This is a genomic window from Martelella sp. FOR1707 (assembly GCF_053484265.1).
In genome coordinates, this window is record NZ_JBAKFP010000002.1 from 53,756 (window position 1) to 68,573 (window position 14,818).

The 14,818-nt window shown below is 62.5% G+C and carries 13 protein-coding genes; 5 read left to right on the forward strand and 8 right to left on the reverse strand.

Annotated features, from left to right (window positions below; genetic code table 11):
• Positions 1–172: 172 nt before the first annotated feature.
• Positions 173–1,762 carry a DHA2 family efflux MFS transporter permease subunit gene (locus V6765_RS04160; protein ID WP_448426724.1) on the reverse strand — a complete coding sequence of 530 codons (1,590 nt, stop codon included), beginning with the start codon at positions 1,760–1,762 and terminating at the stop codon, positions 173–175.
• A gap of 100 nt (positions 1,763–1,862) precedes the next feature.
• Complete coding sequence (locus V6765_RS04165) at positions 1,863–2,990, reverse strand: HlyD family secretion protein (protein WP_448426726.1); 1,128 nt, start codon at positions 2,988–2,990, stop codon at positions 1,863–1,865.
• Positions 2,991–3,250: 260 nt separating this feature from the next.
• On the opposite strand from V6765_RS04165, the gene V6765_RS04170 reads away from it, so the two are divergent.
• The 4 genes from V6765_RS04170 (at position 3,251) to V6765_RS04185 (ending at position 7,858) form a co-directional block, all read left to right on the forward strand.
• A complete protein-coding gene (locus tag V6765_RS04170; RefSeq protein WP_448426728.1) occupies positions 3,251–4,030 on the forward strand; it encodes a TerC family protein in 780 nt (259 codons plus the stop codon).
• A 165-nt stretch (positions 4,031–4,195) separates the two neighbouring features.
• The gene (gene gltX, locus V6765_RS04175; RefSeq protein ID WP_448426730.1) at positions 4,196–5,662 is read left to right on the forward strand and encodes a glutamate--tRNA ligase; all 1,467 of its coding nucleotides are present in this window, start codon (positions 4,196–4,198) and stop codon (positions 5,660–5,662) included.
• 1 nt (position 5,663) lies between these two features.
• Complete coding sequence (lysS, locus tag V6765_RS04180; protein WP_448426731.1) at positions 5,664–7,151, forward strand: lysine--tRNA ligase; 1,488 nt, start codon at positions 5,664–5,666, stop codon at positions 7,149–7,151.
• Between the two features lie 17 nt (positions 7,152–7,168).
• Positions 7,169–7,858 (forward strand): phosphotransferase, encoded by a 690-nt coding sequence (locus V6765_RS04185; protein WP_448426733.1) that lies wholly within the window; start codon positions 7,169–7,171, stop codon positions 7,856–7,858.
• 24 nt (positions 7,859–7,882) lie between these two features.
• Here the strand turns inward: V6765_RS04185 and V6765_RS04190 are convergent, their stop codons facing one another.
• Complete coding sequence (locus V6765_RS04190) at positions 7,883–9,064, reverse strand: MFS transporter (RefSeq protein ID WP_448426735.1); 1,182 nt, start codon at positions 9,062–9,064, stop codon at positions 7,883–7,885.
• Between the two features lie 118 nt (positions 9,065–9,182).
• Positions 9,183–9,950, reverse strand: coding sequence for a LamB/YcsF family protein (locus V6765_RS04195; protein ID WP_448426737.1), 768 nt, complete (start codon positions 9,948–9,950; stop codon positions 9,183–9,185).
• 173 nt (positions 9,951–10,123) lie between these two features.
• Here V6765_RS04195 and pyrC point away from each other — a divergent pair, with 173 nt between their 5' ends.
• A complete protein-coding gene (pyrC, locus tag V6765_RS04200; RefSeq protein ID WP_448426738.1) occupies positions 10,124–11,167 on the forward strand; it encodes a dihydroorotase in 1,044 nt (347 codons plus the stop codon).
• Here pyrC and V6765_RS04205 read toward each other — a convergent pair.
• The 4 genes from V6765_RS04205 to V6765_RS04220 are packed head-to-tail and all read right to left on the reverse strand — an operon-like array spanning position 11,143 to position 14,618.
• Complete coding sequence (locus V6765_RS04205; RefSeq protein ID WP_448426740.1) at positions 11,143–12,000, reverse strand: metal ABC transporter permease; 858 nt, start codon at positions 11,998–12,000, stop codon at positions 11,143–11,145. The genes pyrC and V6765_RS04205 overlap by 25 nt on opposite strands.
• Positions 11,997–12,860 carry a metal ABC transporter permease gene (locus V6765_RS04210; protein WP_448426741.1) on the reverse strand — a complete coding sequence of 288 codons (864 nt, stop codon included), beginning with the start codon at positions 12,858–12,860 and terminating at the stop codon, positions 11,997–11,999. The genes V6765_RS04205 and V6765_RS04210 overlap by 4 nt, the downstream gene beginning before the upstream one ends.
• Positions 12,853–13,737, reverse strand: a complete 885-nt coding sequence (locus V6765_RS04215; RefSeq protein ID WP_448426742.1) for a manganese/iron ABC transporter ATP-binding protein — start codon at positions 13,735–13,737, stop codon at positions 12,853–12,855. The genes V6765_RS04210 and V6765_RS04215 overlap by 8 nt, the downstream gene beginning before the upstream one ends.
• Positions 13,734–14,618 (reverse strand): metal ABC transporter substrate-binding protein, encoded by an 885-nt coding sequence (locus tag V6765_RS04220; protein WP_448426743.1) that lies wholly within the window; start codon positions 14,616–14,618, stop codon positions 13,734–13,736. Before V6765_RS04220 ends, V6765_RS04215 begins: the two co-directional genes overlap by 4 nt.
• Positions 14,619–14,818 lie beyond the last annotated feature (200 nt).

Here is a 14,818-nt window from a genome sequence, read left to right on the forward strand (position 1 = left end):
ATGTCATAATATTTTAATGCAGGGAGGGAATGGGCTCCCTTGCGCCAAAGCCGGAACCGGCTTCGCACGGGCGGTATCGCGATGGTGTATATGCGTCCGAGCGCCAACTTTTGAGAACGCGCCGGAGACGGCGAGAGGCCCGCCGCCGCCGGGATGTCAACACTGAAGTGCTCTAATGCCCGCCGCCGCCGGCGCCCGCCTTGGGTTTGCGCACGACCACGATGCAGAGGCTCAGGAATACGAACAGAACCGTCAGGATCGTGAAGATATCGATGAACGCCATCAGCCAGGCCTGCTGGTTGACGATCCGGTCGAGCTGCAGCACTGCGGCCTTTTCGCCGTCGACGCCGTGGCTGTTGTAGAGCCCGGCGAGCCCGTTTACCCATTCCTGTGTCGTCGCGCTGGCTGCGTTCACCGTTTCCGCCAGCCGGTCGAAATGAAAATCGGTGCGGCGGCTGAGCAGCGTGTTGATCACGGCAAGGCCGACCGCGCCGCCGAGATTGCGAGTCAGGTTGAAGAGACCCGACGCGTTCTTGATATCCTGCGGTGGCAGCGTGCCGAGCGCGATGTTGGAGACCGGGATCATCGAGATCATCAGCGCCACGCCGCGGCCGGCCTGCGGCCAGAACAGCTCCCAGTAATCCCATTCGGCGGTGATATGGGTCATCTGCCAGGTGCAGAGCGCGAAGAGCGCCAGTCCAGCGCCCATCATCACGCGTGGATCGAGCTTGTTCTGCAGCATGCCGGCCACCGGGGCGGTCGCCATCATGAACGCGCCGGTGACGAACATCGTCTCGCCGATCATCAGCGCGTCGTAGCCGCGGATGCGGGCCATATAGAGCGGAAACAGGTAGACGAGACCATAAAGCCCGATGCCGAGCGAGAACGAGAAGATCGAGCCGACCGCGAAGTTGAAGTTGCCGAATGCGCGCAGATCGACGACCGGATAGCGGCTGGTGAAGGAGCGGTAGAAGAAGGCGATGCCGCCGACGATCATCACCACGAAGACGACGCGGATGACCTCGTCGGAGAACCAGCCCTTGATATTGCCCTCTTCCAGAAAATATTCGAGCGTTCCGAGGAAGGTCGCCATGGCGGCGAGGCCGATCCAGTCGAAATGGCGCATGATCGAAAGGTCGGGCTTGTCGAAGTCAATCAGCAGCCAGGCGCTGATGGCGACGAGAATGCCCGGGATGACGTTGATGAGGAACAGCCAGTGCCATGACAGCGCATCGACGAGATAGCCGCCAACCGTCGGGCCGATCGTCGGCGCGAGCGTCGCCACGAGACCGACCACGGGGATTACGGTGGAGCGCTTGGAGGGCGGAAAGGCGGTGAACGACACCGCGAAAACCGCCGGCACCATGCCGCCCGACATGAAACCCTGCAGCGCGCGGTAGATAATCATCTGGTCGATGCTGGTCGCCGTGGCGCAAAGCGCGCTGCAGGCGGTAAAGGCCGCTGCGGAAACGCTGAACACGACGCGCGTCGAGAAGATCCGCGCCAGAATGCCGGAAAGCGGGATCATGATCACTTCGGCGATCAGATAGGAGGTCTGCACCCAGGCGATCTCGTCGGCGCTTGCCGAGATGCCGGCCTGAATGTCGGTGAGCGCCGAGGCGACGATCTGGATATCGAGGATCGCCATGAACATGCCGAACGCCATGACGATGAAGGCGATCCATGTGCGCGCGGAAACATGGTCGGAGGGCGGTGCCCCCGCCTCAGTCGCTACCGGCGCGTTTTCGGCTGTGTCTGTCATCGAAGCATCCGTGGGATGCGGGCGTCAGACGCCCGCTCATAGCAATTCCAGGTGAAGTGGACACCGGTTCACCGTCCGGAATTGCGCAAAAACAAAGGTGTCAGCGGTTGGCGGCGACCGTTTCGCCGATCGTGCCATCGGGCGCGGTGCGGCTGTCGACTTCGGCGGTAACGGAAAGCCCGGCTTTCAGGTACTGCCCGTCAAGCACGTCCTTGGGGATCGAAATCCTCACCGGCAGGCGCTGGACGATCTTGGTGAAATTGCCCGTCGCGTTTTGCGGCGGCAGCAGCGCGAACACGGCGCCGGAGGCCGGCGAGAAGGATTCCACGGTGCCGGTGAAGTCGTCCTTTTCGAAGGCGTCGATCGAGACGTGAACCTTCGCCCCTATTCCGAGGCGATCTAGATCGGTCTCCTTGAAATTGGCGACGATGTAGAGATCATCCGTCGGCACCAGCGCGCCGAGACGGGTGCCGGAGGAAACGAGATCGCCGACCTGAACATTCTTGTTGCCGAAGACGCCGTCGAAGGGCGCGCGGATTTCGGTAAAGCCGAGATTGCGCTTGGCCATGTCGATCGCAAGCTTGCGCTCCTGCAGAGCAGCCTGCTGCTGGGCAAGCTGGGCCTCGGCGGTGGTGATGTTGGATTTCGCCACTTCGACCGCCGCATCGGCGGCCTGCAACTTGGCCTTCAACTGGTCGAGCGCCGCGCGCGCGTCATCATAGGATGCGACGGTGGCCGCGCCCTTCTCGCGCAGCGTATCGGCGCGCTGCAGCACGGTCTTGGCGTTGTCGATCTGCGGATCGAGCGCCTCGCGATTGGCCTTGGCCTGGGCAAGCGAGGCCTTGGCGCCGGCGATCTGCGCCTTGGTCGCCTCCAGCGCCACGTTCTGGGCGTGGAGTTGCGCCTCGGCCTGGGCAACCGCGTTCTGGTAGTCGCCATCGTCGATCTTGACCAGAAGGTCGCCCTTCTTGACCTGCTGGTTGTTTGAAACCGCGACGCTTTCGACGTAGCCGGACACCTTGGGCGCGATCATAGCGATGTCGCCTTCGATGTAGGCGTCGTCCGTGGATACGATGAAGCGGCCTTCGGTCCACCAATGATAGCCGAACCAGGCGCCGCCGGCGATCAGCGCGATGCCGATCAGCGAGAAAATGATCTTGCGGACCCCGCCGCCGCGTTTCTTCTCGGCCGGGCGCGGTTCGGGGTGCACATCTGTCTCGTTCGTCATGTTGAAAAATGCCTTTCTGGCGCTGAAGGGAGGAGGGTTCAGCACGGAGAGAGCGAATTCGAACTCGTCGGTTCGATTTGTTGACGTCGTAATGCGCCTCGCGGCGTTGACTGTCAAGCGGTGGACCGGCGGGAACTGCTGAATGTCAATTACGTTGATAGTGAAGAAATGGATTTCGCGTTATAGAACGCCGACGCTTCCGCGCCGGTTCCGGGATACCGACCGCAACAACCGCATGCCGGGTTTTGAAGGAGACTGACTTGAACGATATTCTTGTGTTGGCCGCCCAGCCCGAAGCATGGGCCGCGCTCGTGACCCTGATCGTGATGGAGGTGGTGCTCGGGATCGACAATCTCGTGTTCATCTCGATCTTGACCAATAAATTGCCCGAGGCGCGCCGGCAGAGCGCGCGGCGCATCGGTCTGGGACTTGCGCTGGTTCTGCGACTTGTCCTGCTCGGCGCGGTCGCCTGGATCGTGCAGCTCACCGAACCGGTGTTCACCGCATTCGGGCACGGGTTTTCGTGGAAGGACATCATCCTGATCGCGGGCGGTCTGTTCCTTGTCTGGAAGGCCACCAAGGAAATTCATCACAATGTCGATCCGGAAGAAGAGGCCGGCGAGATTGTCGGCGGCGCTGTGAAGACCGGCTTTGCCGCCGCGATTTTCCAGATACTGCTGCTCGATCTCGTGTTTTCGGTCGACAGCATCATCACCGCCGTCGGCATGACCGATCATCTGCCGATCATGATCATCGCCGTGGTGGTCGCCGTCACGCTGATGCTGATCGCCGCCGGTCCGCTTGCCCGCTTCATCGAGGCCAATCCGACCATCGTGATGCTCGCGCTCGCCTTCCTGCTGATGATCGGCATGACGCTGATTGCCGATGGCCTCGGCTTCCACGTACCGAAGGGCTATATCTATGCGGCGATGGCGTTCTCGGGGCTTGTCGAGGCGCTCAACATGCTGGCGCGGCGCAAACGGATGAAGGATCGTGCCATGGGCGGCGAAAGTACAGCGAGCGCATCGACGGTTCACTGAACCTGCCGGAGAAGGCCGATGGCCGGGCCGATGGCTTGACGGAAAGGGTTGAATATGGCCTAAGGCTGGCCTGAACGGGCCGCCGTCCTTCAAGACCTTTCGCGGCCAGCACATTCAGCATTTTCAGGGAAGCTGCCGGCCTGCCCGGCGCTACGGACAAGAACAATGAGCACAACCGGCCCGCGCCTTCGCATCGCGCCATCCCCGACCGGCGAGCCGCATGTCGGCACCGCCTATACCGCGCTGTTCAATTATCTCTACGCCAAGAAGATGGGCGGCACCTTCATTCTGCGCATCGAGGATACCGACGCCACGCGCTCGACGCCGGAATTCGAGAAGAACGTGCTCGACGCGCTGAAATGGTGCGGGCTCGAATGGGCCGAAGGTCCGGACGTCGGCGGCCCTTACGGCCCCTATCGTCAGTCGGACCGGAAGGATCTCTACAAGCCCTATGTCGACCGTCTGGTCGAGGAAGGCCATGCTTTCCATTGCTTCTGCACGCCGGAGCGGCTGGAGCGGATGCGCGCCGGCCAGCGCGCCGAAGGCAAGGCGCCGAAATATGACGGGCTCTGCATGCATCTGAAGGCGGAGGAGGTGAAGGCCCGCATCGAGGCCGGCGAGCCCAATGTCGTGCGCATGAAGATCCCGACCGAAGGGTCCTGCAAGTTCACCGACGGCGTTTACGGCGATGTCGAAATCCCGTGGGATGCGGTCGACATGCAGGTGCTGCTGAAGGCCGACGGCATGCCGACCTACCACATGGCGAACGTCGTCGACGACCACATGATGAAGATCACCCATGTGGCGCGTGGTGAGGAGTGGCTGGCCTCGGTGCCGAAGCATATCCTGCTTTACACCTATCTGGGTCTGGAGCCGCCGCAGTTCTTCCATCTGCCGCTGATGCGCAATCCCGACAAGTCGAAACTGTCGAAGCGCAAGAACCCGACCTCGATTTCCTATTACTCGGCGCTCGGCTACCTGCCGGAAGCGCTGATGAATTTCCTCGGCCTGTTCTTCATCCAGATCGCCGAAGGCGAGGAACTGATGGATATGCCGACGCTGATCGAGAAGTTCGATGCCGACAATCTCAACAAGTCGGGCGCCGTCTTCGATACGCAGAAGCTCGAATGGCTGAACGGAAGGTTCCTCCGCGAGACGTTGTCGGAGGAGGATTTCATCCTCCGCGTTGCCGCCTGGGCGTCGGAGAACGCGCGGCTGAAGGAAGGGCTGAAACTCTCCCAGAGCCGGATCACCAAGCTTGGCGAACTGCCGGCGCTGATGGGCTTCCTGCTGCAGTCCGACATGGTTCCGGAGGCCGAAGCCTTCGCGAAGATCAAGAAGACCAATCCGGAGGAAATCCTGGAAATCCTCAAGGCCGTGCAGCCGGTGCTGGAAAAGCTGGTCGAGTGGAACGCCGCGACGGTGGAAGAAGCGTTGCGCCAGCTTGCCGAGGACATGGACAAGAAGCTGCGCACCGTTGTTGCGCCGCTGTTCGTCGCCATGTCCGGCTCGTCGCGCTCGCTGCCGCTGTTTGACAGTATGGCCATTCTCGGCCGCGCGGTCGTTCGCCAGCGGCTGAAGACGGCCGAGGGCGTCGTCGCGGGCATGGTCGCAGAAGAGGCAAAGAAGTAAGATGAACAAGAAGACCGAAGAACTCTCCTCCGACGCAACGGAAGTCCGCGCCCAGAAGCTTGAAATCCTGCGCGAGAAGATCGGCGACGTCTATCCGGCGCATTTCCACCGCACGATGACCAATGCGGAGCTTGCCGAAAAATACGCCGACTTGCCCGATGACGTGACGACCGAGGATGTCGTCACCGTCGCCGGTCGCGTCTATTCGATGCGCAATTCCGGCATGTTCGTCGATCTGCGCGATGCCTCCGGCAAGATCCAGATCTTCTCGCACAAGGACACGACGCCCGAGGATGTGCGCGAACTCTGGTCGCTGGTGGATCTCGCCGATATTGTCGGCGTCACCGGCGTCGTGCGCCGCACCAAGCGCGGCGAGCTGACGATCAACGCCCAGGAGCTCACAATTCTCACCAAGGCGCTGAAGCCGATGCCCGAGAAATATCACGGGCTTGCCGATATCGAGACGCGCTATCGCCAGCGCTATCTCGACATCATGAGCAACGAGGATTCCAAGCTGCGCTTCATCCAGCGCTCCAAGGTGCTGTCGGGCGTCCGCCGCTTCCTCGAGGACGAGGGCTTCATGGAAGTCGAGACGCCGATGCTGCAGTCGATCTATGGCGGCGCGACGGCCGATCCGTTCAAGACCCATCACAATGCGCTCGACATGGATATGTATCTCCGCATCGCGCCGGAGCTCTATCTGAAGCGCATTCTGGTGTCGGGGCTGACCGACAAGGTGTTCGAGGTCAACCGCAACTTCCGCAATGAAGGCGTGTCGACCCGGCACAATCCAGAATTCACCATGATGGAGTGCTACTGGGCCTATGCCGACTACGAGGACATGATGGGCCTCGTGGAGCGCATGTTCGAAGCGCTGGCGCTCAAGCTGCACGGCCAGACGAAGCTGCCCTTCGGCGATATCGAACTCGACTTCAAGGGCCCGTTCAAGCGCGTTCCGATGCCCGATGCTGTGAAGGAAGCAACCGGCATCGATTTCCGCGCGATCGCGACCGATGAAGAGGCCCGCGCCGCCGCCAAGGCCGCCGGCTTCGAGATCGAGGACGACTGGACCTGGGGCGAATGCCTCGCCTTCATCTTCGAGGAGAAGGTCGAGGACACGCTGATCCAGCCCGCTCACGTGACCCATTTCCCGAAGGACATCTCGCCCTTCGCCAAGGAAGTGCCGGGCGAACCGCGCCTGGTCGAGCGCTTCGAGACCTATGTCAACGGCTGGGAACTCGGCAATGCGTTTTCCGAGCTCAACGACCCGGTCGAACAGCGCCGCCGCATGGTGGAACAGCTTGAACAGTCTCACGCGCGCGGCGAGACCGAGAAGCGTCTCGATGAGGATTTCCTCAACGCCATGGATCACGGCATGCCGCCGGCCGGCGGGCTGGGCATCGGCATCGACCGCCTGATCATGCTCCTGACCAACGGCCCCTCAATCCGCGACGTCATCCTGTTCCCGGCGCGGCGCCACAGGGATTGAGTTTTCGGGAGAGCGGCATGCGCGAAAAGGAAATTCCCCTTTCCGGCGGCCGCTTTACTCCCGGGGTGGTGCGGCTCGGTGACACGGTGCGCCGGCCTTTGCGCGAGGGCCTTGCCGAGTCCTTGCTCGGCTACCTGGAGGCGGCGGGCTTTTCCGACGCGCCGCGCTTTCTTGGGCGCGATGACAAGAGTAGGGCGATTCTGACCTATATCGAGGGTAGTGTGCCCTCCGAACTTGGCCATTTCGACGATGCTGCCCTGGCTGCCGCTGCGGGTTTGCTACGACGGTTTCATGATGCCACGGCGGAATTTCCGGTTGTCGTCGAAGCCTCTGCCGAAGTCGTCTGCCACAACGACTTCTCGCCAACCAACGCCGTTTTCCGAGATGGCCTGCCCATTGCGTTGATTGATTTCGATACGCTCGCCCCCGGAACAAGGCTTTGGGACCTGGGTTATTCCGCCTTTACCTGGCTTGATCTCGGCAATGACGATTATTCCGGTGCCGAGCAGTTGCGGCGACTTGCCGTTTTTGCTTATGGCTACGGGCTGGCGGCATGTCCGGCCGAGGCTATCCTGTCGTATGCGGTGGTTCGCCAGAACGCGCTGGCGGCAAAGGCCCGCGCCGCCGGGCAATCCGACATGGCGGAATGGGCGGCGGCGGCTGCCGAATGGACGGCGCGCCATATGGCCTCGATGAGCATGCCGTAACCGGGGCGCGGCAAGCTGAGGTTATCAGCCCGCCCGCGCAAAAAGCCGGCGGCTGAACATCAGCGGCACCAGAACCAGTCCCACGGCCGGGAACACCAGCCAGTTCATCATGCTCCAGCCATTGTCGATATGCACCAGCGCGCCGGCGAGGAAGGAGGCGGTGGCGGTGGAGCCGAAGACGAGGAAATCGTTGAGGCCCTGCACCTTGCCGCGCTCCTCCGGGGTGTGGCAGTCGGTGATCATCGCGGTGGCGCCAATAAAGCCGAAATTCCAGCCGACGCCGAGCAGGATCAGCGCCAGCCAGAAATGCGTCAGCCCGAGGCCGGAAAGCGCGATCGCCGAGCAGGCGGCAATCAGCGCCAGACCGGTCGCGGCGATCGTTTCCTTGCCGAAGCGGGCGATCAGCCGGCCGGTGACGAAGCTCGGACCGAACATCGCCAGCACATGCCACTGAATGCCGAGCGTCGCCTGGCCGACGGAATGGCCGCAGGCGACCATGGCGAGCGGCGTCGCCGTCATGATGAAGGCCATTAGCGCGTATGAAACGACGCCGGTGGCGGCCGCCATGATGAAACGGGGCGAGCGGGCGATCTCGGAAAGCGGCCGTCCGCCGGAGATCGTGACGGCAACGGGGCGCGGAATATTCAGCCGCGAGACCAGCAGCAGCGTGATCAACGCCAGCGCGGACAGCCCGATGAAGCTTGCGACATAGGGGTGGCCGGGCACGGCATCGACCGTCCAGATCGCCACCTGCGGGCCGATGATCGCGGCGGCGAGCCCGCCGATCATGACCCGCGAAATCGCCTTCGCCTTCATGTCGCCATCGGCGGTGTCGGCGGCGGCGAAACGGAAGCTCTGGATATAGGAGCCGTAAAGCCCGACGGTCATGATCGCGAGGCAAAACAGCAGAAACAGGCCGGCGGTGATTGCCGTTGCGGCCAGAAGCCCGCCCAGGATGCCGATCATCGCGCCGAAAATATAGCCCTCGCGCCGGCCGAAGCGGCGCATGATCCATGCCGCCGGCAGCGTGCCGACGGCGACCCCCACATTGTAGAGGCTGACCGGAAAGGTCGCGAAGGCCGGGTCCGGCGCCAGCGCCGTGCCGACAATCCCGCCAAGCGAAATCACGATCGGCGGCGCGGCGCCGCCGATGGCCTGTCCCATTGTCAGGATATTGATGTTGCGGAAGGCATTGCTGTCGGTCATCGGGCGTCTCCGGCCTTGTCATGCCCCGCCTTTGGCAAGCGGAAGGGCCGGTTCGTGCCTAGCGCATTAGCGCGAAAATCGGAAACGGTTTTCGCGCTGCAGGATATATGCGCGGCAATCAGTGGATGAAATTGGTGATGGCGTAGCCCTGTTTTTCCAGGCCCGCGCGCACGGCAGCCGCTATCGGAATGGCTCCGGGCGTATCGCCATGGACGCAGATCGAATCGATGGCTGTGGGGATTCGTTTGCCGGAAAGGGTGATGATCGCGCCTTCGCGCACCATTTCGCCGACGCGGCGCGCGGCCTCTTCCGGGTCGTGGACCACCGCGCCCTGCAGGCCGCGCGAGACCAGCAGGCCATCGTCACCGTAAGCGCGGTCGGCGAAAACTTCCGACACCACCGTCAATCCCATTTCCGTGGCCGCGCGCTGCTGCTCGCCGTGGGCGATCGTGAGGCAGATCAGGGCGGGGTCGACCGCCTTGATGGCATTGCAGATCGCCCGGGCGACCTCCTTGTTTTCCTGCGCGAGATTTCCAAGCGCGCCATGGGGCTTCACATGGGTGATGGGGTGGCCGACATATTGCGCCATCGCCTGCGCCGCGCCGATCTGATAGGCGACCAGCCGCTCGATCTCGGTCGCGGAATAGGGGATGCGCCTGCGCCCGAAGCCCATGAGATCGGGAAAGCCCGGATGGGCGCCGACGGCGACATTGCGGTCGCGCGCCAGCACGAAGGTTTTCGCCATCGTATCGGGATCGCCGGCATGGAAGCCGCAGGCGACATTGGCCGAGGAGACGATCTTCAGCATCTCGGCATCGTCACCCTTGTCCCATGCGCCGAAGCTCTCGCCCATGTCGCAATTGATGTCGATGCGCGGTGCTGTCATATGGGTATCTCCCGGGTCGGTTGATGCGACATGTTTAAATCCCGCCGCGCGGTGAGACAACGCCTTTCCTTCAAACCGTCAGAATTTCGCGGCAAGGGCTGGTGGTCGGCCGAGGCTTCCAATTTTTGCGCGGAGGCATTATGCCCTCAACGAGAGCGCCCTGGAGATATGCGATGAACAGCCTGACGATCCGCCGCCCCGATGACTGGCACCTGCATTTGCGCGATGGCGCGATGATGGAGGGCGTGATCGGCGATACCGCGCGCCATTTCGGCCGCGCGATCATCATGCCCAATCTGGTGCCGCCGGTGGTAACTGCCGTTGATGCCGCGGCCTATCGCGACCGCATCGTCGCGGCCCTTCCGGCCGGCGCGCGCTTCACGCCGCTGATGACGCTCTACCTGACCGAGACCACCGAGCCCGCCGATGTTGCATCCGCCTTCAGCGAGGGCCTGATCAAGGCGGTCAAGCTCTATCCCGCCGGTGCCACCACCAATTCCGCCAGCGGCGTGCGCAATATCGACAATGCCATGCCGGTGCTGGAAAAGATGGCCGAGATCGGCCTCAATCTCTGCGTCCATGGCGAGGTCACCGACAAGGATGTCGACATTTTCGACCGCGAGGCGGTGTTCATCGAAACCGTGCTGGACAAGATCAGGTGGCGGCTGCCGGAGCTGAAGATCACCATGGAGCACGTCACGACCAGGGATGGCATCGATTACATCAGGGACGCGCGCAAGAACCTTGCCGGCTCGCTGACCACCCATCACCTGATCATCAACCGCAACGATATCCTCGTCGGCGGCATCCGCCCGCACTATTACTGCCTGCCAGTCGCCAAGCGCGAGGAACACCGCAAGGCGCTGGTGGCGGCCGCGACCTCGGGCGACAAGCGTTTTTTCCTCGGCACGGATTCCGCGCCCCATGTCGATCCCGCCAAGGAATGCGGCTGCGGCTGCGCCGGCATCTACACCGCGCCCAACACGATGAGCTGCCTTGCCCATGTTTTCGAAAACGAGGACGCGCTCGACAAGCTCGAGGCCTTCGCCTCGCTCAACGGTCCGGCCTGGTACGGGCTGAAGCCGAACGAAGAGACGATCACGCTGGTCAAGCGCGACGAGCCGGTGCAATATCCGGAAAAGCGGGAGACCGGGGCTGGCCCGGTCACCGTCTTCGATCCGAAATTCCCGCTTTACTGGGATGTGGAGACCGCCTGACGCGCGCGGCGTCCGGCGACCAGCATGGTCCGCAGAAAACTCGCGATGAAGGCGAGCGTCATCACCAGCACGATTGTCGGGGCCGGGGCGCTGTCGATGTAAAAGCTGGCATAGATGCCGGTGAGCGTCGAGCCGAGCGCCACGGCGAGCGCCACCAGCAGCATCGCGGAAAACCGCCGCGTCCACAAAAACGCGATCGCCCCCGGCGCGACCAGCAGCGCGACCGACAGGATGATGCCGACAGCCTTCAACGCTGCAACCACCGTCAGCGACAGCACGATCAGCAGACCGTAATGCAGGAGCTTCGTCGGCAGGCCGATGGCGCGGGCATGCTGTTCGTCAAAGGCATGGACCAGCAGATCCTTGCGCTTCAGCACCAGAAAGGCGGTGGCGGCCAGCGCGATCAGCCCGGCCTCGATAAGGTCGCGCATGGTGATGCCGAGCATGTCGCCGAACAGGATGTGGTCGAGATGCACGGCGGAGTGGACCTTCACGTAAAGCACCAGACCCAGCCCGAACATGCCTGAGAAAACGATGCCGAGAACGGTGTCCTCCTTCACCCGGCTGTTTTCGGCAAGAAACCCGGTCGAGAGCGCGCAGACCATGCCGGCGACGAAGGCGCCGAGGCCGAGCGGCAGGCCGATCATATAGGCAAGCACCACGCCCGGCAGCACCGCATGGGAAACCGCATCGCCCATCAGCGACCAGCCCTTGAGCACCAGAAGGCAGGATAAGAGCGCCATCGGCGCGGCGACCATGAGCGTGATCGCGAACGCCTTGAGCATGAAATCGAGCTGGAAGGGAAAGGTGGCCATCATCCAGAAATCGCTCATGGCTTGGCCTCCTTCAGCGCAAGCCGCGCGCGCCGCTTCGCGGCAAGCAGCCCGTGCTTGGGCGCAAAGGCGAAAGCGATCAGGAACAGCGCCGTCTGCATCACGATGATCACGCCGCCGGTCGCGCCGTCGAGGAAATAGGAGACATAGGCTCCGAGCGCGGAGGTCACCGCTCCGATCAGGGCGGCCAGCGCGATGAGGCGCGGGAAGCGGTCGGTCAGAAGATAGGCGGTCGCGCCGGGGGTGACGACAAGCGCGATTACCAGAAACGCGCCGACCGTCTGCAGCGCTGCCACGGTGGAGGCGGCGAGCAGCGTGAAGAACAGCAGCTTCATGGCGTCGGGGTTGATGCCGATCGAACGGGCGTGGTTCTCGTCGAAGAATACCACCATCAGGTCCTTCCACTTTACCGCCAGCAGGGCCAGCGTCACGCCGCCGATGATTGCAAGCTGGATCGTGTCGGAACGCGTGATCGCCAGCACATTGCCCATGATGATGGTCTGGATGTCGATCGGAACCGGCGAGATCGACACCATGAACAGGCCGAGACCGAAAAAGCCGGTGAAGATCAGGCCGATGATCGCGTCTTCCTTCAGCCTGGTCTTGTTGTTGAAGAACAGCATCGCGCCCGCCGCAAGGCCACCGGCCGCAAAGGCCCCAAGCGAGAACGGCAGGCCGAGCATATAGGCGCCGGCGACGCCGGGCACGATCGAGTGGGACAGCGCGTCGCCGATCAGCGACCAGCCCTTCAGCATCAGATAGGCGGAGAGAAAGCCGCAAACGCAGCCCACCAGCGCACTGACCCAGATCGCGTTCAGCATATAGCCATAGGTGAGCGGTTCCAGCAAACGGTCAAGCATCGCCGTCTTTCCGCCGGCTTGTCGCAACGGCGGTATCGGTGCCGCGCTCGCCATAGATCACGAACGGTCGCTCGTCATCGGTGATCACCTTTATCCGTCGGGTGTCCTCGTCGTCGTGAAGGGCAGCGCCCTCCAGCACGAAATGCCGCAGCACGCCGCCAAAGGCCTGTTCCAGATTGGCCTGGGTGAAGGTGGTTTCGGTCGGGCCATAGGCCAGCACCGTGCCCTTGACGAACACCGCCCGGTCGCAGAATTCGGGCACCGAGCCGAGATTATGGGTCGAGACCAGCATGATCCGCCCCTCGTCGCGCAATTCGCCGAGAAGCTTGATGATCTGCTCCTCGGTCTTCACGTCGACGCCGGTGAAGGGCTCATCGAGCAGGATCACCTGGCCTTCCTGCGCCAGCGCGCGGGCCAGAAACACGCGCTTGCGCTGGCCGCCCGAAAGCTCGCCGATCTGGCGTTTGGAAAACGCCGTCATGTTGACCCGCTCGAGCGCGGCGGCGACCATCTCATGGTCGGTGCGCGAAGGGTGGCGCAGAAAGCCCATATGGCCGTAGCGCCCCATCATCACCACATCCTCGACCAGCACCGGAAAGTTCCAGTCGACCTCCTCGGATTGCGGAACATAGGCGACGAGGTTCTGTTTCAGCGCCGCGCGCGCCGGCTGGCCGAGGATTTCGACTGTGCCGCGCGCCAGCGGTACGAAACCCATGATCGCCTTGAACAGCGTTGATTTTCCCGCGCCGTTGACGCCGACCAGCGCCGTGATCGTGCCGCGCGGGATTTCGAAACTGGCATTGGCGAGCGCGGTGTGGCCGTTGCGATAGGTCACGGTCGCTTCGCGAACCGCAAGGCCGGGCTCTGCTTTTGTCATTCGCTGAGGCCTTTCGCCACGGTTTCGGTAGTGACCGACAACAGGTCGAGATAGGTGGGCACCGGCCCGTCCGGCTCGCTCAGACTGTCGACATAGAGCACGCCGCCATAATCCGCCCCGGTTTCGCGGGCGATCTGGCGGGCGGGTTTGTCGGAGACCGTGCTTTCGGAAAAGATCACGCCGATATCGTTCGCCCGCATGGTGTCGATTACTTCGCGGATCTGCTGGGGCGTGCCCTGCTGGTCGGCGTTGACCGGCCAGAGATAGAGTTCCTTCAGGTCAAGGTCGCGGGCAAGATAGGAAAATGCGCCCTCGCTCGTCACCAGCCAGCGCTTTTCCTCCGGCACATCGGCAAGCATGGCGCGCATCGGCTGAAGCCGGGCAGCGATTTCATCGGCATAGGCCTGGGCATTTTCCGTATAGGCCTCGGCATTGTCGGGGTCGATCCCGATCAGTGCGTCGCGGATATTCATGACATAGATTTCGGCGCTGTCGGGCGACATCCAGGCATGGGGGTTGGGCTTGCCGTCATATTCGCCGCCGGCAATATCGATGGGATCGATGCCTTCGGAGACAACGACATTCGGCACATCGCCCAGATTCTGCAGGAACTTCTCGAACCAGCGCTCGAGATTGAGCCCGTTAGAAAGAATGATGTCGCCATCGCGGGCATTCAATATGTCGCGCGGCGTCGGGGCATAGCCGTGGATTTCCGCGCCCGGTTTGGTGATCGAAACCACCTCGGCATGCTCGCCCGCGACATTCTCCGCCATGTCGGCGATCACGGTGAAGGTGGTAACCACTTTCGGCTTGTCGGCGGCAAGCGCGGAGGTTCCGATCATGGCGATCGTCACCATGGCGACCGTGCTGGCAAAGCGCATCTATCGATCCCTTGAATGCAGTTAAGAATTATTTGCAACTAATATGGCAATGTTGGATTTACGTGTCAAACGCTATTGCAAATCATTCGCAAAAAGATTCTTTCACCAGACTGCTGACAAAGCACCAAGCATTGACCATCATGTGCCATCCGCACCTCGTTCTTGGGGCATGCTCGGACTTGATCCGAGCATCCAGGCGG